Source organism: Segetibacter sp. 3557_3, assembly GCF_004354985.1.
In the GTDB taxonomy this organism is placed as follows: Bacteria; Bacteroidota; Bacteroidia; order Chitinophagales; family Chitinophagaceae; genus Segetibacter.
This window is the reverse complement of sequence record NZ_SMSK01000003.1, coordinates 257,655-281,466: the sequence shown is the minus strand read 5'-3', so window position 1 is coordinate 281,466 and position 23,812 is coordinate 257,655. Positions and strand designations below refer to the sequence as shown.

Genomic DNA, 23,812 nt, shown 5'->3' with positions numbered 1-23,812 from the left:
AGGATTCCGGTTCAGGGACAAACAGGATCTGGGATTAGGGATCGTTAAAACAAAACTCCACAGGCCGAAAATTTGATTGTTTTTCTACCCTGGAAAGGATCAAATAGCTCGGTAGGTGAGCTCACCGGATTACGGCTTGTGTAGCAGCTCCTTTAAACCTGCTGCTGCAAAGGGCAATGTCGGTAGCGTTTTAATAAGTTGAATTTCCTGGACCAGGGAGGTTTCATTATCCAGGAACCTGAAGATGGCAGATGATTTATTACGTTCAAATAATCGGGTAAAGACCTCCTTTCCGGGAACTTTATTATGTGCCAGAATATGTAGCAAAGTACTGTCGTAAAAAGCAAATCGTTTTTGAGACGGCGCATTGCTAATTAGTGCAGTGCCATTTATGAGCGCCTCAACTACAAAGTCGGCGTGTTTCTGAATAAACCGGAAAGTGTAGCCGCTTGAAGCTTTCGTTTGCCCGCCTGCTGTACCGATATAATACATCCCACCTTCGTGACGGGGAAAAACAGCATTTGTCATTGGAATAATACCAAACTCTTTTTCGACAACGCTGTAATCGGTTAAATTAAGAAAAGTTCTGATATACTCCGCAAGCGCCTCATCGTACGCTTCGGCAGCTAGTAAGTCAGCAGTAAACAAGGTGTATTCAACGAGTGCCCGGTTAGGAGCAATAGGCAACACATAAACGAATGTTGTTCCATGTGCCTGGTTTACACGGAAGTCCATTAAGGTGCCGACGCTTGTGTTGAAGGTATTACCGGGAGTTTCTATGATCCAGCCTTTAAAATGCTGCAGGAGATAAATTGTATGTGTCCGCTTTGCTGAAGGAATATATATAGAATTGAATACCGTAGCATGCAAAGTATTTACCGGCTTCCCGTCTAGTGTTACTTCAACCTTACCTGCATTGTTCGATGTGGCAATTTCGCCATAAGCAACCTGAACATTAGGATGGTGACTGATCTTCTCAAAACAGAACCGGTAGAAGTCAATCCCCCGGATCATCTTATACTCATACGGCTCTATGTTTAATTGTATGGGTCCCTGATCACCGAAAAAGTGCAATTCTTTCCATTTACGAAAGACAACGGGTTCAAAGAAGCTCCCTTCAGCTTCCCAGAAACACCAGGTACGATCGTTCGTGTCTTTGAGCGACTTGTCTAATAATAAAATGGTCTTCTCAGCAAATTTGCCGGAGTCAAGCATTCTCATTACGATGCTGAGGGATGCACACCCTGCCCCCAGGAAAACATAATCGTATGAACTGTTTAGATCAGGCGTCAAATAGAAAGTGGGTTTTTGAATAACAGGTCAGGTGCCGGAGAGAACTTCAGGAATGAACTACCTGCAAAGCCAGTACACGTGCAGTGGAGTCAAGTACCACATCACGTGTCTCGAACTATAGTCAAAGGCAGGTTTGAACAGGAGTTTGGTCGGTGGTAAGAACAGGCCTACGATGTAGCGGTATTCGTGCCAGATAATGCATTAGCCGCATGTCTTTTTTTATCTGCTCTAACTTTATCCCAATATTTCTTGGCAACCAGCAACATACCGAAACTTTCTCCTTCGTGTTTATCGATGTGTTTGTGGTGCATTTTGTGTGCCCACCGGATAGCTCTAACATACACGTTATTTGTACGGGTAAAAAGCTTAAACCGTTGGTGGATGATGATGTCGTGAACGACAAAGTAAGCAATGCCATAAAGCATAATGCCAAAGCCAATTGCGGCGAGCCAATAGATTCTATCCATTACTCCGTATGCAATACACAAGATACTCGGTACAGAAAATATCAGGAAAAAGGCATCATTTTTTTCGAAAAACCCCGGCCCCTTTTTATGATGGTCCTCATGTAAGTACCACAAGAATCCATGCATCACATACTTATGGGTAAGCCAGGTAATTCCCTCCATGATGAGGAAAGTGCCAAGTAAAATGAGTATAAAATATAAGATCTCCATTTGTTTACGTTTTAAATTAACTATCGGTTAATTAAGCCAATTGTTCGTTTGGTTTGCTCAAAATTGCTTTGCAGGACAAGCCGGCCCGGTTGAACCCGTTCGAATGGGCAGCGATTTACAATCGAATATCGCGGCCGGTCCATAAGAAATTGATCAACTAAACAACATGGTTTTAAAAATGATTAAATCAGTTTCAATTGATTTTTTACGCCGGCACGTACCACGATGAAAGCCTTTGAATAGTTCGGAATACGTATCCGTTGTTCCATGATACTGGTTGGATGTGTTTTTTTGATCTTCTTAAATAAGGACAAGTAATATTTATAGGCCACATAAACGCCAAATCTCACCTTTAATGGAAGTTGAACAATGCCTTCATATGCGTGCTCAAAATCCACACCGATCTCCTCTTCTATCTGCCGTTTCATTTCGTCGGTAAAATTATTAAAATCTACCTGCGGAAAATACGTTCGGTTAAGTTGTTGGTAATCGGCCTTAAGGTCGCGAAGAAAATTTACTTTCTGAAACGCCGCTCCAAGTGATTGTGCAAATGGCTTTAACTCGGCATATTTCACCGGATCGTTTTCACAAAAAATATAAAGACACATCAGACCCACCACTTCCGCACTTCCATAGATGTATTCGCGGTAAGCTGCGGTATTATAGCTTGTTTGATCAAGATCAAACTCCATACTTCTAAAAAATGCCTCGATAAGGGCGTGGTCGACGTTGTACTTATTTATGGTCTGTTGAAAACTGTGCAGAATTGGATTTAAACTGATTTTACGTTCAATTGCTTTGTAAGTCTCATGCTTGAACTCGGCAAGTAATTCTGCTTTATCGTATTCATGAAAAGTGTCTACTATCTCATCGGCAAACCTTACAAAACCATAGATGTTGTAAATTGGTGCCCTCATATCCTGGTGCAGGAGTTTGATTGCACTCCCAAAAGAAGTACTATACCGGTGCGTGGTAATTTTACTGCACTCGCGGCTTACTTCATGAAATAATTGCATCATACATTTATTTTTTATCGCTGCATTTCAAGGGTTACGGCCTTACCATAGTGTTTTTGCACCTCTTTTGCTACCACTTCGCCGCTGATCAAACTTGGTGGTACTCCTGGTCCAGGCACAGTTAACTGACCTGCATAAAACAGGTTTCTCACTTTTTTACTTCTGCACGATGGCTTTAATACCGCTGTTTGAAACAGCGTATTTGCAAGTCCATAAGCATTGCCTTTGAAAGCATTGTATTCGTGAATGAAGTCGCCGGGTCCAAATGTTTTTTTGAATATTATTGAATCCCGGACGTTTTCTCCGATACGGTCCTCGAACCTTTTCAAGATCATCTCGAAATAACGCTCCCTTAAACTTTCATCATCACCTGTCAGACCAGTGGCTACAGGAATGAGAAAGAAAAGATTTTCACACCCGTCAGGAGCTGCGGTTTCATCAGTTACCGAAGTAGCACTGACATAAAACAGCGGATTTTCTGGCCAGCAAGGTTTCGTATAAATTTCTGCGGCGTGCTTATCAAAAGGTACATCAAAGAATAGGGAATGGTGTAACAGGTTTTCCAGTTTTTTGTTCACACCAACATAATAAAGTAAACAGGATGGCGCCATCACCCGCTTTTCCCAATAACTTTCAGGGTAACTCCTTAGTTCCGGCGGCAGTAATTGCTGTTCTATAAAATGATAATCAGCAGAGCCGATAACAACATCCGCATCCAGTACAACTTTGCCGGTGTCGGAACCTGCAACCAGGCCGGTAACCTTCCCGTTGTTGATATACAAGTTTTCTACATTGTGTGAGAAGAGGAACTTAACACCTAACTCCTGCGCGAGTTTGTACATACCCTGCACAACACTATACATGCCGCCTTCAGGGTACCATGTTCCCAATTTTACATCGGCATAGTTCATCAGGCTGTATAAGGCCGGGGTATGTTCAGGCAAAGCCCCCAGGAACAGTACCGGGAACTCCAACAAAAATCGCAGTTTGGGATGTTTGAAGAAGCGGGCAAGATGAGCTTTCATAGAGGTAAAAACATCTAACTTAAGCACACCTTTAATGAGGTCCCAGTCTACAAACTCATTCAGCGACTGCCCGGGCTTCAAAACCAGCTTTTGCATACCGGTGCGGTATTTAAACTCAGCTTCGCTTAAAAAGGCATCCAGTTTTTCTCCACTTCCGGGCTCCATTTGTTCAAATAAGCTTCGAAGTTGCTGGTAGTTCGCGGGCACGTCCGTATGATCGTCGTGCCAGTAAACACGGTAGGAAGGATCCAGCCGCTTCAGCCCGTAGTAGTCTTCTACATTCTTACCAAAGTTTCTAAAATACCTTTCAAAAACATCGGGCATCCAATACCAACTCGGGCCCATATCAAACGTAAAACCTTCAGCAATCAACTGCCGTGCTCTACCACCCTGGGTTCCATGTTTTTCAACAACAGTCACCTCCCACCCGTCGCGAGCCACATACGAGGCAGCCGACAAGCCGGAGAACCCACTCCCGATAACAATTGCTTTTTTCAAGCTTCAAACTATTTTGTTGAACAATGCGGAACTAAAACATAAACACGAAGTCATCTGTTTTGTTCATGTCGATTTTAAAAACTTGTATAGATGGCTAGACAAAAACCAGCCTCTGCTTTCCTGCTTTTAGTACCAGGGGTAATGCTGTTTACGCGGGAAAGCAAAACCAAACCAATCCGGTGTAGTGCTCTTTCCTTTGGTATCGTTGCGTAATTAGGCTAAACAGCTGTCCTGATAACGCTGTATCTCTTCTGTGTGCATGCTCCCCTTCTGCCTGGTGAAACTCCTTTGAATTTGATCAACCCGTGCCGACGCCACAGTTCAGACCTACACCCTATTGATAGCGTAAGAACACCCAATAGGTACCAATGTACGCAACGATACGCCATTTTTCACTTTTAGTATTTCGACCACCCTGGTCTAAATCAGCAATTGTTATGGCTGAGGCGAATCGAGGCTGTACAATTTTCTTCCAATCATATTAGAACCTTTGACTTAAGTAAGCCTAAGGTTTTGGCATCTAACATCCACCCGGCGTTCACATTTCAACGATCCAGCATTAACTTAGATTTGCTCAACCCCATGTTATGCGCAACTTAATCACTGTGTTCATTTGCTTAGCAGCTTTCTTCACTTCGTTTGGTCAAACAAGAGTAAACATACTTACGTCCGGGCTAAAGACCAACCTCCGGGGACTGAGTGTTCCAACAGAGCGTATCTTATGGGTTAGTGGTAGCAACGGCACCGTTGGGCGGTCGCTAAACGGGGGTACAACTTGGAAGTGGCAAAACGTGCCTGGATATGGAAATCGCGACTTTCGCGATATCGAAGCTTTCGATAGTGGAACCGCCATCATTATGGCCATCGATAACCCCGCAATCATTTTGAAAACCACTGACGGCGGACTGAACTGGAAGCTTGTTTTTAAAAAAGAGATGGATGGAATATTCCTCGACGCCATGGATTTCAAAAACACGAAAACCGGAATTTGCATTGGCGACCCGCTTCCTGGTACGATCAGAAAATTTTATATGCTCAGAACCCTAGACGGGGGCGACACCTGGCAAGAGACCCCGGAGCAGGCGCCTCCGGCAGCTGAAGGTGAGGCGATTTTCGCAGCTTCAGGAACCAATATCACCTTTGTTAACGATAAGGCTTACGAGTATGTATTTGTTTCCGGAGGCCTTGTTGCTAATCTCTACCAGGTACCAACAAACCAACAAAAGCGTATCTCACGACTTCCGCTTCGCCAGGGAAATGAAAGTTCGGGTGCTTTTTCGGTAACTGCAGACAAACGGGGTATACTGTATGCGGTTGGGGGTGACTATAAAGCGCCGGCTGATACAACAGCAAACTTTGTTGCACAACTGCCCGTTAATAAGGGACATCTTTTTGCGACGCGACCCCCTTTCGGATTTCGGAGTTGTATTCGTAGCATGGGAGAAAACACCCTTGTTACCTGCGGCACCTCAGGTGTTGACGTCTCAAACGACTCCGGCAGAAACTGGCGGAATGTGTCGTTGGAAAGCTTCAATGTCTGTATGATTAAGGGTAAGGCAATTTATCTTGCCGGGGAGAAAGGTCGTGTAGCAATTCTTAAGTAATAACCTGATCATATCTGTTCCTCCCCAAAGCAAGTTAGGTACCTGCCTATGTTTCGTATTTCTGTCGTTTGTAATAGGTTCCCGGTGGCGGAGGCGGTTCATTTTCGCCCGTAATGAATACTGCGGCAACACTCAGCACGGTTAACAAAGCAGCTGAAAACAATACCTCTTCGATGGTCAGCCAATAGCCCCAGACTTTAAACAACTTTCCGTTTGCAGGCGCAGCTTCTTCATAGATCACCATTACCCGCTTACCTTCCATTAGGGTTCGTAAAGGATAACTTGCATTCACCCGGTACCCTTTTCCATTTACCAGGTAATTGGCCTCCCAGCGACCTTGCTGCAAACGAACCGTCGCAGGAACTCTAACCCCGTCAAAAAAGTCTGGGTCACGCGAGAACAGGATGTAGAGCGGGAAGCAGACAAGGTAAAGTGTAAGCGCGGATTTTAGCAAAAACAAACTTTTATATCTGTAACAAAGAGACGCATGATCAGAGCTGGAATAGTATACTTGGCAAGTTATCCAACAGCAAGATTATTCTTTTTTTGTTTGAGTTACACCAACCGAATAGCGTTTAAGCACAACAAGCTTCATGTTATTAACTTCTACCACTAACTTTTTATATTCCTTGAATTGCTTCTGCTGATCCAGGAAGCCGATAATACAACTTAGTTTTTCAGATCCTTTCCGCACCTCTACAACCGGCCATGTTCCAAAGTTGGGCAACCTGAGGGTATCCGTTTCGATCATGCCTTCATACTGCATGCGCAACAGGTACTTAAACGTTTGATTTGTTTCGAATACCTGAACCCCGAAAAACCATTTCTGAACGGGATTTCCAAGTGGCACCATATACGAAGCTACAGGAGCCTTGCTGATGTTGGTACGCACCTCCGGCACAGTGTCGTTTGTTATGATTTTACTGTCAGTCTTCTTATCATTTTCGGTGGTTTCGGTATTGCAGGCTATGGCGAAAAGCATTAAACAAAGAGCCAGGTATTTCATTGTGAAAGTTGTTTATGATCAAATGTATATAAAGTAAGCTTGTTGTAGTTGTGTTTTACTTTAACGATCAGGATGATTGAAAATTACCTGAAGTTTTTTCTAAACGCCTGCCCCACAAGTTTCCCCTTGGCAAACCTGGTTGAATAAGCAGTAGCTAAAATGCCGTCCGGCACACACCGGTTTAAACACGTTTCTCCCCTTGTTTTGCAGGCGTAAGTTTGCGCTAGCCGTCGCACTAACTTTTTCAGATTAGTATATAATTGCATGGCTTTTCTTTTTGCCTGCCCATGAATAGTAACTTGCACGTTTGTGCTACACCATTAGCTGCGTGCCACCGCAACGCTAATCCGTTTGAAGATTGTAAGTTTATCGCATATTAACGAATAACAATGCCGGCAAAACAGGATGTCTTTTTATCACACGCAGGAGAAGATAAAAAAAGGTATGTAGAACCTTTGGCACTTGAATTAAAAAACCGGGGAATTACATTCTGGCTCGATACCCATGCGATCGCGTGGGGCGACAACATTGTTACAAAAATGAGTGATGGTCTTCGTGATAGCAGGTTCGCAATTATTTGCCTGTCAGAAAACTTTATTAAACGCCCCTGGCCACAGAACGAACTTTCCGCTGTGCTTGCCATGCAAACGGAGGATGGTGTAAAACGGGTGCTGCCCCTTATCTTAAACTCAAAGGAGCTGGTCTTAAACCAATACCCTTTTTTGGCGGCATTCGCTTTTAAAGAGTTTATAGTTGGCCCCGAGGCAATTGCCAACGACCTTGCATGGTTACTACAACACAACCAGGCTCAAAAAAAAGCACTCCAGGTGGTCGTAGAGTCCCGTCACACCGGGTTCTTATCTAATCTCGAGGTTTCACCAAATGCAAGCGTTCGTTGGCTCATCGACAAAGCCTCTGCAAGTTTAGGCGTACGTAACGAAGCCGAAACTGGTGCGTATATGCCATTTCGTGTTCGCTGGGTTCTGGTAGACAGCGAGGCAGAAGAGGATTGGCAGCAAATGCCAAGGGCAGAGCAACGTAAGGTGCATGCTATTTTTCAGACCGATGAAGGGACGAAAATCTCAACCAGCGGCTATGACAGGATTGCTGCGCTGAATATGAAAAATAACCGGACGTTTCACTTGTACGCTATTGAAGACGAAGACTTTGATCTCTCGGCTGCCGCGGCAGAATAAGTATTGGCCGTTCCGATAGCGACACGCATATTGCGCCCGGCAAACGTATGAACGGTATATTAATCAATCTTACCGGCTTAAGCGTTTTTTTTGGTGACAAGCTAAAGTAACACTGGTCTACATCGTTGTGTCACTCTCTTGTACCGCAAACCGCTATTCGCCGGGTATCCGACCAACGATTCAGTAGCCAACCCAATTCAAAACCGATAATTAAACGCGATGGCAAAAATATTGGTATTGTTTGCACACCCTGCTCTTGAGAAAAGCAGGGTGCATTCAAGAATGCTCTACCACATCAGGAAGCTTAAGGACCTTACCATAAACGATCTCTACGAGGAATACCCCGATTTCGACGTTGACGTGGAACGCGAACAACGACTGTTACTGCAACATGATGTAATTATCTGGCAACACCCCTTTTATTGGTACAGTGCCCCAGCCTTATTGAAGCAATGGATCGACCTGGTACTGGAACACGGCTGGGCTTATGGTGCAACAGGCAATGCCTTACGCGGAAAAAAAATCTTCAACGCGCTATCGCTCGGCGGCTCCAAATACGCCTACGATCAAACAGGTTTAAACCGGATCCCGATACGCCAATACCTCGCACCATTTGAACAAACCGCAAGGCTGTGCAAGATGCAATACCTTGCGCCCTACATTATCGACGGAACCCATAAACTTACCAATGAAACCATCGAGGTATTGGCGCATCAATATGCCGGCCTCATCAAAAGAATCCAGGAGAACCTGTTAACCTCGGTTCCGATCGAAAATGTGCTTTATCTCAACGACTTGCTTGGCGACGTACAAACTCATCAAACTTTGTAAATGAACCAACAACAGTTTTTTATTCAGGCGGTCATTTATCTGGCAGCCGCCGTAATATGCGTGCCCCTGGCGAAAAAAGTTGGGCTCGGATCGGTACTTGGTTACCTGCTGGCAGGCGTAATCATCGGGCCTGCGGTGCTCGGGATAGCTGGTCATGGAGGCGAGGACCTGATGCACTATGCAGAATTTGGCGTAGTTATGATGCTGTTCGTTATAGGACTAGAACTTGAACCGGCTTTGCTCTGGAGGTTGAGGGTTGCGATACTGGGCTTGGGTGGACTGCAGATGGTGATAACAACGGCACTCATCATGACTGCTTGCATATTCTTTGGCTTTTCCCTGAAAACGTCGCTCGCGATCGGGCTTATCCTCTCTCTTTCATCCACGGCTATTGTCTTACAGTCGTTCACAGAAAAGGGCCTTATGAAGGCCGAAGCTGGTCAAAGTGCATTTTCGGTTTTATTGTTCCAGGACATCGCAGTTATCCCAATCCTGGCGATCTTTCCTTTGCTTGCTGTTTTCCCCATTGTTGCCGACCCGGAAACCCACTCAGGAACGTTAACCGCTGACCAACCAGGATGGGTTCAGGCCCTTATTGTACTTGCATCGGTCGTAGCCATCATCATCGGTGGGCGCTACATTGTACGATACTTCTTCCGCTTGTTGGCTAAAACCGGTCAGCGCGAAATCTTTACGGCAGGCGCTTTATTGTTGGTCGTGGCAGTTACGGTTCTAATGATGAAGGTCGGATTAAGCCCCGCGCTCGGAACTTTCCTGGCCGGGGTGGTCTTGGCCGACAGCGAATACCGGCACGAATTGGAAAGCGACATTGAGCCTTTTAAAGGCTTGTTGCTTGGTTTATTTTTCGTTGCGGTTGGTGTGTCAATAGATTTTACCATTGTTCAACAAACGCCCTTGCTCATCTTTTCGCTTGTAGGAACGTTGATGTTGCTCAAAGGCGGGGTACTTTTTCTTCTTGGAAAGATCTTCAGGTTAAAACACGATCAAAACCTTCTATTTGCATTTGGCCTTTCGCAGGTAGGTGAATTCGCATTTGTGCTACTTTCTTCGTCGGTTAAAGGAGGGGTATTGCCTAAGGGTGAAGTTGACATCATTACGGTTGTTGTTGCAATCTCAATGGTATTTACACCCATTTTACTGTTGATCAATGAAAAGTTCTTTCAGCCTGCAACGGGTACGCGGCAGGCAGCAGATAAAGTGATGGACACCGTTGATGAAAGAAACCCCGTTATCATTGCCGGCTTTGGCAGGTTTGGGAATATAGTTGGTCGCTTTTTAAAAGCAAATGGGGTAGACTCAACGGTACTTGAAATTGATAGCGATCGGGTCGATCTGCTCCGCCGGTTTGGCTATAAAGTATATTATGGTGATGCTACCCGTTACGACTTACTTCATTCTGCCGGAGCAGCTGATGCCCGCCTGCTGATCGTAGCAATTGGTGATCCCGAGAAAGCACTGGAACTGGTAGACACGGCGAAGAAACATTTTCCCAACCTCAGACTTCTTGTGCGGGCATACGACCGTCCCGACACTTTCAAATTTATGGATGCGGGTATGCTCCACATTTACAGGGAAACCATTGATACTTCTTTACGTATGGGTATCGACGCGTTGCAATTACTTGGACGACGCAAATACCAGGCGCATAGAGCAGCGCGGTTATTTTTACGCCACGATGAAAAAGCCTTAAAGCAATTGTCGGCAGTAAGAGACGACAGCAAAGCATACATTACGACCGCGCGTGAATTCATCGATGAACTTGAACAAATGATCAAGAGCGACATTAATGAAGGGAAAAAGTTCCAAAACGATTTTGGTTGGGACGAAGCATCAATGATCAAAGAGGTGAATGAAAATGGCCACGGAAAGCAACCCTCCTGATAGCCGGGTTCTTTCAAGCAACATCTTATGTCAGCCCTGCAATTGCAAATCGGTCAGCTTCTCATAACGTTTATGAGCTTTCTTTTCATAAACCCTGACAAAGTTGATGTTAAAAGGACCTATACCCGTTGCGATAAATTTATCGGCAAGCTCTTTCATTATCGCAAAACCTTCGAGCGTAAAGCCACACCAGAGTCTACCTAATGTTAAATGGGGATGAAAGGTGTTAGGTTCTTCTTTCTTACCAGGTAACCGGAAAGGAACGGTTGCCTGCTTTAACCTCTGGTGAACCGACGCCAAAGAAGGTGCAGCCACGCTCATATACAAAACACCTTTCCCGAACTTGCCTGTACCCGTGAGATCGACCTCAAAGGGTGCAATTTGCCTGCAACTTGCCACAAGTGCCTTCAGCCAAAGCGTTACCTCTGCAACTTCTAGTGGAGGAATGATTGTTATATGTGGTTCAAGACGATTGTCACCAAAAGGTTCCTGGATTGATTTGATACTATCAGCAACTTCAGGAGGTGGAACGATCCCAACAAAAAAGGACATTGCTATATAATAAGATTGAATGAGCCAATCCTGGGTTATGCGGGGCTGCTTAACGAGTCGTAAACAACTACCTTACTCCATAGTGATCCGCAGTCATTGATAAACTGCTGGTGAATGGGATGGACCTGGTAGATATCATGACTTTCCAGGTCATCAAAAAAGATGAGTTCGGATGCACTATAGCTTCCGTCAACTACATCGCGAATACCGGTAACTGCGGGTACTCCGATGAATAATTGGTTTACGGTTTCAATTTGCTCAAGGGATTTTAACCCAGCTAAAAGTTTATCGAGGTCTTCAGCTGAATTCGGATTTTTTAACCAAAAGTATACCTGGTGCACTACCATGTTTTTGCCTGTTTTTTGATTGCTTGCGCCAGGGCCTACACTCGAATTTTGATCAAACAAATCGGGATTTCTATCCATTTTACTGCTTTTTACAAATGTAGCAGAAATGTATATTCGGGTTTGTGGCAAAAGAACTTATATGTATAAAATAGCAAGATGTACAAGCAATGATGTGGCTGAACTACATGCACTGGTTAACATGGCCTATCGTGGGCCAGAGTCGAAAGAAGGCTGGACGAGTGAAGCAGACCTGATAGAGGGTTTGCGAATAAACCAGGACTACTTACGTGTCTTGCTATTGCAGCCGAACGTTGTATTGCTAAAGTGCACAATAGATGATCAACTTGCAGGATGTGTTTCACTTGAAATGGTACATTTCACCTGTCACCTGGGCATGCTAAGTGTGATGCCTGTGCTGCAGAACCTGGGTATTGGAAAATTGCTGGTTGATGCTTCCGGGAAAGTGGCTAGATCGCTGGGCTGCAAACAAATCCAAATCACTGTCATTTCAGTTCGCACTGAGCTTATCGAATGGTACAAGCGACTTGGCTTCCAGGATACCGGTGAACGGCAACCGTTCCCTGTTAAAGACCAAACTTTTGGAACCCCGAGACAAGTGCTTGAATTTTTGATTATGCAAAAACCGCTTACCCACGAAAACTTAAGGTAAAAAAAAGGGCTCCTCCGTAGAAACGGAGCAGCCTCTAACGATTGCTTGCCATATGAAAAAGTTACAATAATCTTTTGTATTCCGGAGTTCGCGTCTATATTTGCAAACTATCGATTTCGGCCTCTAACATTGCTTTCTAACGCTTGTTTGCCATATTTCTTACCCCGTCTTTCAATTACCAAGTAAAACTACGATGTTCTTAAGGTTTTATTAATCGAGTTTTACCGGTTTTTATTATCGCAAAACATCCTTGATTTTATAGAACTCACGCCAGTAGTGTATTTCGGACGCATTACCTCATTATCGCCAAGCTCTAAATCACTTAAAAAAATTTTTCAGGTTCGTGTTTTTACAATATCATGAGATACAGAAATACCTTGTAAAACGCTTTAGAGCAAAAAATTAAGGTTGTTTGTAGTAGAGCTGAATAATTACAACATCGCGCAAAATCAGCTACAAGAAAGTTCTGAAGTGTATGAGAACGGAAATCCCAGCCTGCCGTGCACCGTCTATAGCAAGGTTATGAAAACCGGTCAACTTTAACAACGACCATCGTTTGACTTATACTGGACTAAGTTCCCAGGATTTGATTGATCTCGGCAAAAGACAAACATACGAGGTAATGAATAGGTAGAAGTACATTGGAAATTGATGACGCCTCGTACAACACCAGCGAAAGGTTTTCGCATAAAAAAAAAGGGCTCCTCCGTAGAAACGGAGCAGCCTCTAACGATTGCTTGCCATATGAAAAAGTTATAAAATAATTATCTTATCAGAAACGGGCTATAAATTTGCCACTCTTCGATTTAGGCCTCTAACATTGCTTTCTAACCTGAGCTTGCCATATTTCTGCTCCTGATTACATTGTAAAAATACACCCCAACAGCACCTTCCGCAGATCAACTTTTTTCTTGAATTATTACGCCAAAACCTAGTTTGTTAACCTAAAACGCAAGCGGGTATTGACTTTACGCATAATCAAGATATCATCTCCAACCTGGGGTAAGTAGTTAAAAAAAAGTATAAGGTTTTGATTAGGCCTAAAATAAGTGAGTTTTATCTTCATTTCTGATAGAAACAGAGTACATCCTACCGCAAAACCGTCACATAGAATTAATGATAATAAGAGCCAGGTTAACTTCTCCCGGGTATTACATGAGGTTTATTAGTGGGATCAATCCAAACCAAAGTATATAACTTAATGCAGCAACCAATAGGCCGTCAATACGGGCCGGTGGATAAGGATTACGGAGGTACCTGCATAAGAGATAAACAATCAATAGTGCATGTGGAACCACAAAGACGAGCAGGTTGGTGAAAGCACCCTGCTCTACCTTGAAAAGATGGTACACCAATACAAGCAAAGCCGCTGTTAGCGTAAAAAATATCGCCAGCCGAACAACCCTTTTCTTACCTAAAAGAACGGCTAAAGTATTTTTTGATACCGATTTATCAGCGTCGTGATCAGGAATGCCCGCTAACATAATACTCGGCAGAACACTGAGAAACAGGGGAATGCTCAACAACCATGGCACCTGGTCAGCTAATTTGCCTCCCTGGAAGATATAGCCACAAACGATCACGGCGAAACTATGGGTAAAAGCAACGGTGGCCTCACCCAACCCCCTATACGATAAACGCAACGGCGGGATGGTATAGCCAGTGGTGATTATTGTTAGCACAAGGCAGGTCATCGTTAATGTTGAGAGCGCTCCTTTTGCGGCTGCAAGTAAAACAGCGAGCGCTCCAAAACAAAGAATAAGTGAAGCCAGTATGCCAATTCTCATTTCTTTTGGGCTTAAAAGCTTGTCGACCATTACCCTCGATCCACCGGAAAAGGGACCAAAAAAGCGGTTCTGAACATCGGTGGGATAATCAACATAATCGTTCGACAGTACGGTTACAAGTTCCAGGAAAAACAGCCATAAATAACCTACCCAAAATATAAAGGAACTATACCCATAACCCATTTGCCCGGCTGCAACTGCACCGGCTGCATAGGCAATAAAGGTCATCGGATAAAACTGGAAACGGATTGCTTTAAACCAGGAAAATGCTTTTATACCGATCTTCTGTGTGGGAGAAAGCGCACCTGATCTGAGTTTTTTGCCCAACTGGTAAGCCTTGTTCAACCATAACTTTCTGCGGGTTTCATCCGCTGATTTTACCGGGCTAAAGATTTCATTTTTCAACATCAAGAATCCGCAAAATCCAAGGGTAGCACGGTGCATAGCATTATTACCAGGCGCCCTGTAAACCAGGTTGTAAACAAGTTTGGGTGTGTCCATGGTCGTCATCAGCTGCGCGGTTTTACCCCGCAACAACGGCGCATAACCGGTGCCACCCTCAATCTCCTCAAAAGCAAATCCAGCGGTAAATACACGATCGATAAACCCTTTTAAAATGGCGGGCATGGTTCCCCACCAGGTTGGGTAAACAAAAACAACATGGTCGGCCCAGGCTATTAATTTCTGCGCACGAACCAGTCCCGGTTCCATGAACTGGGTGTTCGGAGAATGATGTAGAACATTAGGTTCGAAGTCTAAGGCGTAAAGATCAATCCTGTGCACAACAGTGCCGGCGGCCGTAGCACCAGCAATATATTGATCACATAAGGCCTCTGATAAACTTGCTTTGCGCGGGTGTCCATTTATGACTAAAACGTTTAGTGGCCTGGATGGCTGGTTGTTCCTGCTCATATACTGCAATGCTATTCCTGATAAACCTTCGGATGATATCATGAACCTTGCAATAATCAGGCACAGGACACCCGTTAACTAAACAGGTATGCTATATCGTCCTCGTCAAGCGACTTCATAAAGCCTTCATCGTCGGCTACCAATTGGTCAGAAAGCTTTTTCTTTTTTTGTTGAAGTCCAATAATCTTTTCTTCAATCGTATCCTTGCAAACAACCTTATAAGCAAAGACCTTTTTCGTTTGCCCAATCCGATGGGTTCGATCGATTGCCTGTTGCTCTACTGCCGTATTCCACCACGGATCAAAAAGAAATACATAATCTGCCGACGTAAGCGTAAGACCTGTATTTCCGGCTTTAAGGCTTATCAGGAATAAGTTTGTTGCATTGTCCTCCTCCTGGAATGCATTCACCATCGAAAGCCTCTTTTCCGGTGGGGTTTGCCCGTCGAAATGGTAATAAGCAATCCCCTGGCGATCGCATTCGCCAGCCAACAGTTTCAGCATGCTGCTAAACTGAGAAAACACCAGTGCTTTATGTTTGCCAAGCACATTTTGAAGTTCCGAGATTAAAACTTCTGTCTTCACGGAATCTGTACAGCCTTGTTGTTCATTCGCCGGAAGCAACAACGGCGAGTTACAAACCTGCCTGAGTTTCATTATCCCTTGCAACACGGCTAGCTTGCTTTTATTTAACCCGTTGTCTTTAATATTCATGAAGATGTTTCCCCGCACCTGGTCCTTGATATCATTGTACAACTCTTTTTGACGTCCGCTCATATTACACCATAGTACAATCTCGGTTTTAACAGGCAGGTCCCTGGCCACCTGTTCTTTTGTTCGACGGAGAATAAATGGGGCCGTAAGTTTCCGGAGTGCAGTTATCTTATCTTCATCCTGGTAGCGATCGATTGCATCAGCATATTCTTTCTTAAAGAACTCCCTGCTTCCAAACATACCCGGAACCGAAAAATTTAGCTGCGAATACAAATCAAACGTGTTATTCACGACCGGTGTTCCACTCAGGGCGATCCTGCTGCCCGCGTTGAGCTGGTTTACCGCAGTTGTAATTTGCGCTGATGGGTTCTTTATGTTATGACTTTCGTCTATTACTGCAACCCCATATTCCTGCCCCGATAGTAACTCAACATCGGACCTTAATGTTCCGTAACTCGTGATGATGACTTGCTTGCCACTTTTTAAGACCTCCTTATCGCGGGAAGCACCGTGATAAACTACCGTAGTAATTCCCGGACTAAACTTATGCAACTCCTGGTGCCAATTATAAATAAGTGAGGAAGGCGAAACAATTATGTTGATATCGGTTGGATTTCGATGTATATGATAAGCGAGAAAACATATGGTTTGAAGTGTTTTACCCAACCCCATGTCGTCTGCAAGGCAGCCCCCGGCACCTGCTTCCGCTAATAGCGTCAGCCACTCAAATCCCTTTTGCTGGTACGGACGGAGTGTAGCATGTACTGTTTCGGGAACGGCATAAACGGGCTCACCTCCCTCCTGCCACTGCTTCCATTTGTCCCACCAGAGCTTTTTGATCAACGGCTTTAGAACCGTACTTTCCGCCGAGCCCGACTCGGCCGCAATTGCCATAAATCGGGTTACACTCACCCGGTCTTTCTGTATTCTTCCATGTTTCACAATGGCGGCATATTGCTCCAGCCACTCGTCGCCGAGTATTCCAAGGCTGGAGTCTTTGAGCATAACCGCTTTTTGACCGGCAAGCAACATTTTTTGTAAAACAGCAAGTGAAAGTTCCTCCTTGCCGAACAAAACTTTCATTTCCAACTCAACACGGCTACCCTCCTCTTTTATTACCCTGGTGCTTGTTTCTGGCTTAAATGACGAATACCTGAAATGGTGCAGCATGTCCATGCCTACCAGTTCAATCCCCATTTCAAGCATCTTGTGAAAGGATTTTAGAAACCATTGCTTTTTTTGAGCCTCTGCAAAAGGCAAATAGAAGTATCCATTTCGTTGCTGTATAAAATTTGGATGAAAAGATGCCAGTTCTTTTACAAAGGCGGCTTCTGTGTCCCGGTCGCGAACAATCATATATTCTTCGCCGTCCACAACAATTTCATAGGTTGGTTTCCAGGGTGCTTCAACTACAAAACCATCGTACACCCACTGTGGGGTAAACATCAAAAAAGCATTATTAAGTTCACTTAATAACACCCGGTGTTGTGGTTTCAGCTGAACTTCTTTCTTCGGAAAATGCCCGTTTCGATTAACGGGGTAGTCTGGCTCCAGCCTGGTTAGAACGTGTTGTGATAAAGCGGTTGGATTAAAAGCAAATTGCAACGGGTTTACTTCTTCAAGCCAGTCAAGTGTCTGCAGGTCTTTGAAAGAAAGCATGAAATACTCGTTTGCACTTTCCAGCAAAAACCGGTAGCGGGTAAATTGAGATAACGGGTACGCTATGCCATTTATTAGTACCAGGGTGTTTAGCACCAGCCGGTTTGCGTCTTTTACTACCTCGAAATGGAGTGCACAAGTAAAGTTGCTGAAAGTGCATGGTGCAGTCTTATACTTTTTACCCGCTATGCTTGTTCTATGGTACCACTTCAGCGAACCCAGAAATGGCTTTAGCCGGCAAAAAAGATCATTATAATGCCGGATGATAGAACGCTCCATGTACAGCTCTCTTGAAACTCCTGCCTTTTGCGATGCCAGTTTCTTCTTGATGTCTTGTTCCGCCACGATCAGGTGGTCGCTTGTAAAACGAACAAGCGCATCCTTGCAGGGAGATGAAACATGTTGAAATGCATTTCTTAACTCACCGGTGCTCAATTCATTTACATCGTAATTTATGCCTGTTGGTGAGCGGTTGATATGTAGTGACCGAATGGGTTCGTGACCCCTGTTCAGGTGTTCAGGTAACAACAATAAAGCAACTTTCTTTTCTATTTTCTCCGCAGTTTTCATTCCTTCCCTTTAGTTGACGCAAACATAACAGATGACCGCTGCAGCTTCCTTGATCTAAACCAAAAGATATTCACATGTAAACGGCACCAACGTGGATAATTTCTTTATGGCGAAGCCCGGAGAGAAAATCTTGTATTTGAAAACCCATTTACCCACGTATTGTTGCAGCAGATCCATTTACGGTTCGCATTTCGCACCAACACAGTACATTTATATCTTTCACCATTCAACCGTTCACATGAAAACATTCTTAATCGTTGTAGCGATAGTGGTTATGCATGCCAGCGCTCAGGCACAAGCTGATCAGCAAGCCATCCGCAGTCTTATGCAAATGCAGGAAAAAGCCTGGAACAAGGGTGATATCAATGGCTTTATGGAAGGTTATCTGAAATCGGACAGTATGCTGTTCGTTGGCAGCAAAGGACCTACCTATGGCTGGAGAACCACGCTGGAACATTACAAGAAAAGCTATCCCGACACTGCCACGATGGGCAAACTCAAGTTTGATATTCTCGAAGTGAAACCACTCGCTGGTCCATATTATTTTGTTTTGGGGAAGTGGCAACTAACAAGAACAATTGGCAATGTGGGTGGCTATTATACCCTGTTATTTCAAAAGATCAATAACCGGTTTTACATAATTGCCGATCACAGCAGTTAGCTGGCGCAAACTACACCTGAATTAATTAAGGTAGCCTAAGGCATCACCCACATGCTCTTCACCAGTGCCTCCTCAACAGCCCGGTATCTTCTGCCGCAGAAAATCAAGCGCTTGTCTTTGGGGAAGTCCAGGTTTCATTTACTAAGGGTGCCTATATTCACTAATAAGGTTCATAAACTACAAGCTTCTTCAATAATGAATGATCACCGTATACTCGCATTGAGCAGTTCAAGGGTTGGCAATTCCGGCTACCTGGAATTTGCAGCACCTGAAATCAAAGATTTTCTCGGACCTAAACCGATCAACATTGCTTTTATCCCTTTTGCCGCTGTAACCAACGACTACGAACACTATCATGCAATCGTACAGGAGGGGCTTAAACAACTGGGGTACAACATTCAATTGGTTACTCCTGGTGAAGCGAAGGCTACGCTGTCTCAGGCGGATGCAATAATGGTTGGCGGTGGCAATACATTCAAACTTCTTCATGATTTATATGCGCTCGACCTGGTAGACCTGGTGAAAACTAAAGTTGCCAGGGGAACCCCTTATGTTGGATGGAGTGCAGGTGCCAACATCGCTGGTGCAACAATTTGCACCACGAACGATATGCCCATCATTCAGCCATTAAGTTTTACCAGCCTGGGCTTCTTTTCTTTTCAGCTCAACCCTCACTACATCAATCAAAAGGTGGAAGGACACAACGGCGAAACCCGTGATGAACGACTAACGGAGTTTACCCAACTCAACCCGGGTATACCGGTTGTTGGTTTGCCAGAAGGAAGTTTGTTGAGAATGGAGGGCGAAAATCTTTACTACAAAGGCATGGCGCCTGCTGTAATGTTTATTGGCAAAAACAGCCAGGTGAGCCGGGAAGAAATCTCCCCCGGCACTGACCTCACACATCTTCAATCGCAATCAATGCGACTATCCGTATGAAAGCACCGGCAACCTTAATAGAAACTATTTGTATCTTCTGAATTCAACTGGATGAAGTCTGGTGTACGAACGTAATTACTATTGTACCTGAAACGGATGTTGCCTTTAAAACTGAGCTTAAAGGCATTCATATCCTGTGCCCTCCTGGGAAAAAATACAAACCGTAATTCGGAGGTGCCAAAAACAAGGTTTTCGTTCCGCGTTCTGATGCCACCGCCAACACCCGCATACAAGTCGGATTTAAACAGTTTGTCATTATCGGCAGTAAGTAAAGAGCCGTCGGCAAAAACAAAAGGCGCCAACTGGAAACCAAATAGCTTATACTTTAGGAACACAAAGGTTTCGGTATATATGCTTAATCGTTGCCGCCCACTGAGGGAGTCCGCAGTAAGGTAACGGACCCCAAGCCCGTTGTTGATTCTTAGCGGTTCGTTTACTACCCGGTTTGAAAGCCTGGTAAAGCTCAGCTTTATGTACTCCCGCATCTTAACGTTTCGATACGTATACAACTTGCTGTACAAACTTCCGCCTACCATCAGGCTTGCGTCTTCCAGTTTTTTGCGGTAGGGAAAAATACCTGACCTAACAAAAGTTTGCAGGAAACTTCCATTGGGTCGAACCTTGTAGCGATTTGCGTTGATACCAAGATATGGGCGGCTAAGCTCCATTTGCCTGTACCAGCCGGCAGTCACCGCTATGTTGTAACCATAAGGAACGTCTTCGGTGGTTCCGAAACCATACAGGTAGTTGGTCTTGTAAAACTCCTGCCTGAAAAAAGTCACCTCCCCCAATAGCGCCCTTTTGTTGTTGTAAAAAGGATCAAAGCCTTTGCCCACCTGGAACGGTAAGTGCTGAAAGTCTTTTTGAAAGTACCGTACTGCAGCAAAGGTGCGGTTAAGGCTTTTGTGTTCTGTAAGCAGTTTCTTAACACCAATGTTGTATCCAACCCAAAGGTCAGTATAGCTGTTTTGGTATTGGTAAAATGAGCTATCCGGCCGGAGAAAACTATTGTATGCTTTGTCGAGGTTGACCTGGACACCCCCTGCAACTCTGGTATATGCTGATACAAGCGGTCTGCTTAACTGTACGTAGAAGGAACGAACACCCTCATCGCCCTGCCTGTCCGGAAAGATTTTCGTGTAACCAACGGTTGCATTTACAAAACTGTGAAGGATACTGTTCTTAGCATAGAGCAGGTCATAGCCAAAGGTTGGGTGTCGCCGCTGATCGACCAACGCCGACAACTGTACCTTCTGACCTGCACCAGCAAGATTGTTCTCGGAGATCTTAAATTTTTGCCGTTTTGCACTGTTTAATTCAAGAGAACCCGTGATACTAAAGAGGTCCTTCGTGATCACCTCAAGGTCGACGGAGTCGGTTGAGCCCGTAATAGGCCTGGCAATTATTCGTACATCCTGGATGAAATCAAGTGTACGTAGGTGCCTTTCGTTATCGGCGACCAGGTAGCGGTTCAAACGGCTGCCTTCCCTGATAAACAGGTTATCGCGAATCACCCAATCCCAAGTGTCGGTATGTAAAGCATTTAGTAGCCTTGTGCCATAGTACTTGATGACTTTGGAGGTATCTGTAAACACCTTTTCGAACCCGAGTTCGCGTATCCTGATCTTCCGGATTACCTTTCCCTGATAATTGACGTATGGGCGTTCGCTTCTGTTGTAAATGACGGTTGCTTTAATCGCACTGTCTTTTTTGCTGACCGTTACCGATCGCATTGCTTTCTGGAAGATGTTGTGTAGAAATCGCTTCCTGGTTGGTGGGTCTTTGGGATCAGTTTTCTGGGCAGCTGACTGGAATAACACAAAAAAGCCAACAAACAGGAAGGTTAGATATGAGGTCTTAGTAGACATTAATCTTTCGGGTTTCCTTTAGGTTCGCCTGGTTGCCTGGATTTAGATGATAACAAATGTATCATCTCCTGCCAATTCGATATCAATGCGGCATACTAATAGCATTATGAGCTTTCTATGGTATGACCGGAAACTGTATGGTATTGGGCAGACCCATTTTGATAACAAGCCGGCTTTTCCCAAGTAATTTATCGTTTGCACTTCCAGTGAAAGGATCTCCCAAAACGAATTTTGCCAGGAGTGCCTATATAAACAGCAGCACAGTGAGAGCGCCAACAATAGTATTCAGCGCATTTACCGCATCGTTGTTTAACACGTGTTTTCTTTCAAGGCTTGCACCTAGAACAGAGTCCGCTAAATTTCCCGCGGTACCTGCAAGTACAATTGCCATAAAGTGTATTGCCGGCGCATTGGTAAGCAATAAATAACAGGCTCCGAGTATAACGCTGCCTAAAATACCTGCAAACGTACCTTCAACACTGACTACACCATTTAAGCCCGCCAGATCCTTCTTAAAGGTAAGAATGTTATAGAAGCGCCGGCCTTTTACCATGCCAATTTCGGATGACAGGGTATCGGCGGTGGCAGCAGACAAACTCCCGGCTAACATCAACAATAAAGTAACGTGAAATTGTGGCAAGAGGTAAGCAAACAAACCCGCCAGCGCTGCTACCCCACCATTTGCGAATACCTGGCCGGCAGTTCTTCCACCGAGTTGGTTTTCAGACGGATCAACTGTTTGCTTCAAGGATTTGTTCCATGATGTAGCGGCTGTGCCCATGGTAAAAAAAGAAGCGAGTAAAATAAGGCCCGTATAGCTTGCCCCAACGAACACCAGCAACCCGGTGACAACAGCTGCGATACCGCCTGCGGGGGTAAGCTTACGCAGTCGCACCACAATGAATGCAGCAACTAAAAGGATTACAATGGCAGGGAGATAAACAGGCATTAGCCAGCTAAAGTACTTCGTTTAGGCTAATTGCAGCGGGGTTCAAAAAAGGCTCATTAGGGAGAAAAAAAACCCAAGAATGAACATTCAATTGAACTTAGAAGAGGAACAGGTCGGCCAGGACGAAGCAGGCAAAAACAATACTGGCAATTCCGTTTGCCGTCATAAACGCGAGATTTACGCGTCTTAGATCGTCAGGCTTTACAATGGCGTGTTGATAGATAAGCATGCCCGAAAAAATTGCTGCACCAAACCAATAAAGCATACCGAAGCTGCCGATTAGCCCCGCAGCAATCACAAGTGCAGCACTGAACAAATGCAGGAGTTCCGAAACATGCAGCGCATTTTTCTTACCCAGGACCGCAGGGATAGAATAGAGGTTATTCTCACGATCGAATTCTACATCCTGTAAAGCATAGATGATATCGAAGCCGCTCACCCAACAAAGAACCGTAAACGAAAACAAGACCGGGAGTAAGTCGAACCTGCCGGTTACCGCCAGGTAAGCCCCAATTGGCGCAAGTGACAATCCGAGGCCGAGCACCAGGTGACACAGTGGGGTAAACCGCTTTGTGTAACTGTAAAACAAGATCACAAAAAGTGCAACCGGGCTCAGGTAAAAACAAATCGGGTTTATAAACCAGGTGCTGGCGATGAAAATGATTGCATTAACAACCACAAAGATCAATGCGCTATTTGCCGAAACGATCCCGGCCGGTATTTCGCGGATGGCAGTTCGCGGATTTTTAGCATCGAAGTTTTTATCCAGCCAACGATTAAACGCCATAGCTGCACTCCGGGCGGTTATCATACACAGTAATACCAGTGCAAAACGAATGGCGATCTCGGTAGCCGTTCCGGGGAGGTTTTTATATTGGTCCAGCAATTCCGGTGGAAACACCGTTGTATGCCATCCCGGTTTTGGGCCGACTACTCCCGTAAACTCAATCAGCCCTGTTTTAACACAGGCCAGGAAAAACCCGATTAACGCAAAAGGCAGTGCAAAAATGGTGTGACTGAATTTAACAAGAGAAAAGTAATGTCGTATCGTAGACATGAAAAGTTGATTAGAGATAAGAAAGTTGCAGTGTGCGACGCAACGATTTCCAGTAGCGGTGCATTGCCGGGAACAAAAAT

Annotated in this window: 20 protein-coding genes; 7 read left to right on the top strand and 13 right to left on the bottom strand. The window is 44.7% G+C overall.

What is annotated here, in order from left to right:
* Nucleotides 1-129: 129 nt before the first annotated feature.
* The 4 genes from EXU57_RS07440 to EXU57_RS07425 all read right to left on the bottom strand — a co-directional run bounded on the left by EXU57_RS07440 (nucleotide 130) and on the right by EXU57_RS07425 (nucleotide 4,509).
* A complete protein-coding gene (locus EXU57_RS07440; protein ID WP_133267555.1) occupies nucleotides 130-1,293 on the bottom strand; it encodes a lycopene cyclase family protein in 1,164 nt (387 codons plus the stop codon).
* 167 nt (nucleotides 1,294-1,460) lie between these two features.
* Complete coding sequence (locus EXU57_RS07435) at nucleotides 1,461-1,970, bottom strand: sterol desaturase family protein (protein ID WP_133267554.1); 510 nt, start codon at nucleotides 1,968-1,970, stop codon at nucleotides 1,461-1,463.
* A 182-nt stretch (nucleotides 1,971-2,152) separates the two neighbouring features.
* Complete coding sequence (locus tag EXU57_RS07430; protein WP_133267553.1) at nucleotides 2,153-2,989, bottom strand: phytoene/squalene synthase family protein; 837 nt, start codon at nucleotides 2,987-2,989, stop codon at nucleotides 2,153-2,155.
* Nucleotides 2,990-3,000: 11 nt separating this feature from the next.
* Nucleotides 3,001-4,509: a phytoene desaturase family protein gene (locus EXU57_RS07425; RefSeq protein ID WP_133267552.1), complete on the bottom strand. Its 1,509-nt coding sequence runs from the start codon at nucleotides 4,507-4,509 to the stop codon at nucleotides 3,001-3,003.
* Between the two features lie 587 nt (nucleotides 4,510-5,096).
* Between EXU57_RS07425 and EXU57_RS07420 the strand changes: the two genes are divergently transcribed.
* A complete protein-coding gene (locus EXU57_RS07420; RefSeq protein WP_133267551.1) occupies nucleotides 5,097-6,113 on the top strand; it encodes a WD40/YVTN/BNR-like repeat-containing protein in 1,017 nt (338 codons plus the stop codon).
* Between the two features lie 46 nt (nucleotides 6,114-6,159).
* On the opposite strand, the gene EXU57_RS07415 is transcribed toward EXU57_RS07420, so the two are convergent.
* Nucleotides 6,160-6,567, bottom strand: coding sequence for a hypothetical protein (locus tag EXU57_RS07415; RefSeq protein WP_133267550.1), 408 nt, complete (start codon nucleotides 6,565-6,567; stop codon nucleotides 6,160-6,162).
* An 81-nt stretch (nucleotides 6,568-6,648) separates the two neighbouring features.
* Nucleotides 6,649-7,119, bottom strand: coding sequence for a hypothetical protein (locus tag EXU57_RS07410; RefSeq protein ID WP_133267549.1), 471 nt, complete (start codon nucleotides 7,117-7,119; stop codon nucleotides 6,649-6,651).
* A gap of 389 nt (nucleotides 7,120-7,508) precedes the next feature.
* Here EXU57_RS07410 and EXU57_RS07405 point away from each other — a divergent pair, with 389 nt between their 5' ends.
* The 3 genes from EXU57_RS07405 to EXU57_RS07395 all read left to right on the top strand — a co-directional run bounded on the left by EXU57_RS07405 (nucleotide 7,509) and on the right by EXU57_RS07395 (nucleotide 11,048).
* The gene (locus EXU57_RS07405; protein ID WP_133267548.1) at nucleotides 7,509-8,315 is read left to right on the top strand and encodes a toll/interleukin-1 receptor domain-containing protein; all 807 of its coding nucleotides are present in this window, start codon (nucleotides 7,509-7,511) and stop codon (nucleotides 8,313-8,315) included.
* Between the two features lie 219 nt (nucleotides 8,316-8,534).
* Complete coding sequence (locus EXU57_RS07400) at nucleotides 8,535-9,146, top strand: NAD(P)H-dependent oxidoreductase (RefSeq protein ID WP_133267547.1); 612 nt, start codon at nucleotides 8,535-8,537, stop codon at nucleotides 9,144-9,146.
* A complete protein-coding gene (locus tag EXU57_RS07395) occupies nucleotides 9,147-11,048 on the top strand; it encodes a monovalent cation:proton antiporter-2 (CPA2) family protein (RefSeq protein WP_133267546.1) in 1,902 nt (633 codons plus the stop codon).
* A gap of 30 nt (nucleotides 11,049-11,078) precedes the next feature.
* On the opposite strand, the gene EXU57_RS07390 is transcribed toward EXU57_RS07395, so the two are convergent.
* Both EXU57_RS07390 and EXU57_RS07385 read right to left on the bottom strand, forming a co-directional pair.
* Nucleotides 11,079-11,600 carry a 2'-5' RNA ligase family protein gene (locus EXU57_RS07390; RefSeq protein WP_133267545.1) on the bottom strand — a complete coding sequence of 174 codons (522 nt, stop codon included), beginning with the start codon at nucleotides 11,598-11,600 and terminating at the stop codon, nucleotides 11,079-11,081.
* A 35-nt stretch (nucleotides 11,601-11,635) separates the two neighbouring features.
* Nucleotides 11,636-12,025: a Dabb family protein gene (locus EXU57_RS07385; RefSeq protein ID WP_133267544.1), complete on the bottom strand. Its 390-nt coding sequence runs from the start codon at nucleotides 12,023-12,025 to the stop codon at nucleotides 11,636-11,638.
* 61 nt (nucleotides 12,026-12,086) lie between these two features.
* On the opposite strand from EXU57_RS07385, the gene EXU57_RS07380 reads away from it, so the two are divergent.
* The gene (locus tag EXU57_RS07380; RefSeq protein WP_165958068.1) at nucleotides 12,087-12,617 is read left to right on the top strand and encodes a GNAT family N-acetyltransferase; all 531 of its coding nucleotides are present in this window, start codon (nucleotides 12,087-12,089) and stop codon (nucleotides 12,615-12,617) included.
* Nucleotides 12,618-13,768: 1,151 nt separating this feature from the next.
* Here the strand turns inward: EXU57_RS07380 and EXU57_RS07375 are convergent.
* Together EXU57_RS07375 and EXU57_RS07370 are read right to left on the bottom strand one after the other, a co-directional pair.
* A complete protein-coding gene (locus tag EXU57_RS07375) occupies nucleotides 13,769-15,358 on the bottom strand; it encodes an NAD(P)H-dependent oxidoreductase (protein WP_207955412.1) in 1,590 nt (529 codons plus the stop codon).
* Nucleotides 15,359-15,390: 32 nt separating this feature from the next.
* Nucleotides 15,391-18,258 (bottom strand): DEAD/DEAH box helicase, encoded by a 2,868-nt coding sequence (locus tag EXU57_RS07370; RefSeq protein WP_133267542.1) that lies wholly within the window; start codon nucleotides 18,256-18,258, stop codon nucleotides 15,391-15,393.
* Between the two features lie 238 nt (nucleotides 18,259-18,496).
* Between EXU57_RS07370 and EXU57_RS07365 the strand changes: the two genes are divergently transcribed.
* Both EXU57_RS07365 and pepE read left to right on the top strand, forming a co-directional pair.
* Nucleotides 18,497-18,919, top strand: coding sequence for a YybH family protein (locus tag EXU57_RS07365; protein WP_133267541.1), 423 nt, complete (start codon nucleotides 18,497-18,499; stop codon nucleotides 18,917-18,919).
* A 195-nt stretch (nucleotides 18,920-19,114) separates the two neighbouring features.
* Nucleotides 19,115-19,858 (top strand): dipeptidase PepE, encoded by a 744-nt coding sequence (gene pepE, locus EXU57_RS07360; RefSeq protein WP_165958067.1) that lies wholly within the window; start codon nucleotides 19,115-19,117, stop codon nucleotides 19,856-19,858.
* 14 nt (nucleotides 19,859-19,872) lie between these two features.
* Here the strand turns inward: pepE and EXU57_RS07355 are convergent, their stop codons facing one another.
* The 3 genes from EXU57_RS07355 to EXU57_RS07345 all read right to left on the bottom strand — a co-directional run bounded on the left by EXU57_RS07355 (nucleotide 19,873) and on the right by EXU57_RS07345 (nucleotide 23,732).
* Nucleotides 19,873-21,726 (bottom strand): hypothetical protein, encoded by a 1,854-nt coding sequence (locus EXU57_RS07355; protein ID WP_133267539.1) that lies wholly within the window; start codon nucleotides 21,724-21,726, stop codon nucleotides 19,873-19,875.
* Nucleotides 21,727-21,970: 244 nt separating this feature from the next.
* Nucleotides 21,971-22,675, bottom strand: a complete 705-nt coding sequence (locus EXU57_RS07350; RefSeq protein WP_133267538.1) for a DUF92 domain-containing protein — start codon at nucleotides 22,673-22,675, stop codon at nucleotides 21,971-21,973.
* Between the two features lie 97 nt (nucleotides 22,676-22,772).
* Nucleotides 22,773-23,732 (bottom strand): UbiA-like polyprenyltransferase, encoded by a 960-nt coding sequence (locus EXU57_RS07345; protein WP_133267537.1) that lies wholly within the window; start codon nucleotides 23,730-23,732, stop codon nucleotides 22,773-22,775.
* Nucleotides 23,733-23,812: the final 80 nt, after the last annotated feature.

What these genes read in the sequence shown, in the direction of transcription:
- EXU57_RS07435 (WP_133267554.1), bottom strand. Translation starts at nt 1,970, where the DNA reads ATGGAGATCTTATATTTTATACTCATTTTACTTGGCACTTTCCTCATC.
- EXU57_RS07430 (WP_133267553.1), bottom strand. Translation starts at nt 2,989, where the DNA reads ATGATGCAATTATTTCATGAAGTAAGCCGCGAGTGCAGTAAAATTACC.
- EXU57_RS07420 (WP_133267551.1), top strand. Translation starts at nt 5,097, where the DNA reads ATGCGCAACTTAATCACTGTGTTCATTTGCTTAGCAGCTTTCTTCACT.
- EXU57_RS07410 (WP_133267549.1), bottom strand. Translation starts at nt 7,119, where the DNA reads ATGAAATACCTGGCTCTTTGTTTAATGCTTTTCGCCATAGCCTGCAAT.
- EXU57_RS07405 (WP_133267548.1), top strand. Translation starts at nt 7,509, where the DNA reads ATGCCGGCAAAACAGGATGTCTTTTTATCACACGCAGGAGAAGATAAA.
- EXU57_RS07400 (WP_133267547.1), top strand. Translation starts at nt 8,535, where the DNA reads ATGGCAAAAATATTGGTATTGTTTGCACACCCTGCTCTTGAGAAAAGC.
- EXU57_RS07395 (WP_133267546.1), top strand. Translation starts at nt 9,147, where the DNA reads ATGAACCAACAACAGTTTTTTATTCAGGCGGTCATTTATCTGGCAGCC.
- EXU57_RS07390 (WP_133267545.1), bottom strand. Translation starts at nt 11,600, where the DNA reads ATGTCCTTTTTTGTTGGGATCGTTCCACCTCCTGAAGTTGCTGATAGT.
- EXU57_RS07385 (WP_133267544.1), bottom strand. Translation starts at nt 12,025, where the DNA reads ATGGATAGAAATCCCGATTTGTTTGATCAAAATTCGAGTGTAGGCCCT.
- EXU57_RS07380 (WP_165958068.1), top strand. Translation starts at nt 12,087, where the DNA reads ATGTATAAAATAGCAAGATGTACAAGCAATGATGTGGCTGAACTACAT.
- EXU57_RS07375 (WP_207955412.1), bottom strand. Translation starts at nt 15,358, where the DNA reads ATGATATCATCCGAAGGTTTATCAGGAATAGCATTGCAGTATATGAGC.
- EXU57_RS07370 (WP_133267542.1), bottom strand. Translation starts at nt 18,258, where the DNA reads ATGAAAACTGCGGAGAAAATAGAAAAGAAAGTTGCTTTATTGTTGTTA.
- EXU57_RS07365 (WP_133267541.1), top strand. Translation starts at nt 18,497, where the DNA reads ATGAAAACATTCTTAATCGTTGTAGCGATAGTGGTTATGCATGCCAGC.
- pepE (WP_165958067.1), top strand. Translation starts at nt 19,115, where the DNA reads ATGAATGATCACCGTATACTCGCATTGAGCAGTTCAAGGGTTGGCAAT.
- EXU57_RS07355 (WP_133267539.1), bottom strand. Translation starts at nt 21,726, where the DNA reads ATGTCTACTAAGACCTCATATCTAACCTTCCTGTTTGTTGGCTTTTTT.
- EXU57_RS07350 (WP_133267538.1), bottom strand. Translation starts at nt 22,675, where the DNA reads ATGCCTGTTTATCTCCCTGCCATTGTAATCCTTTTAGTTGCTGCATTC.
- EXU57_RS07345 (WP_133267537.1), bottom strand. Translation starts at nt 23,732, where the DNA reads ATGTCTACGATACGACATTACTTTTCTCTTGTTAAATTCAGTCACACC.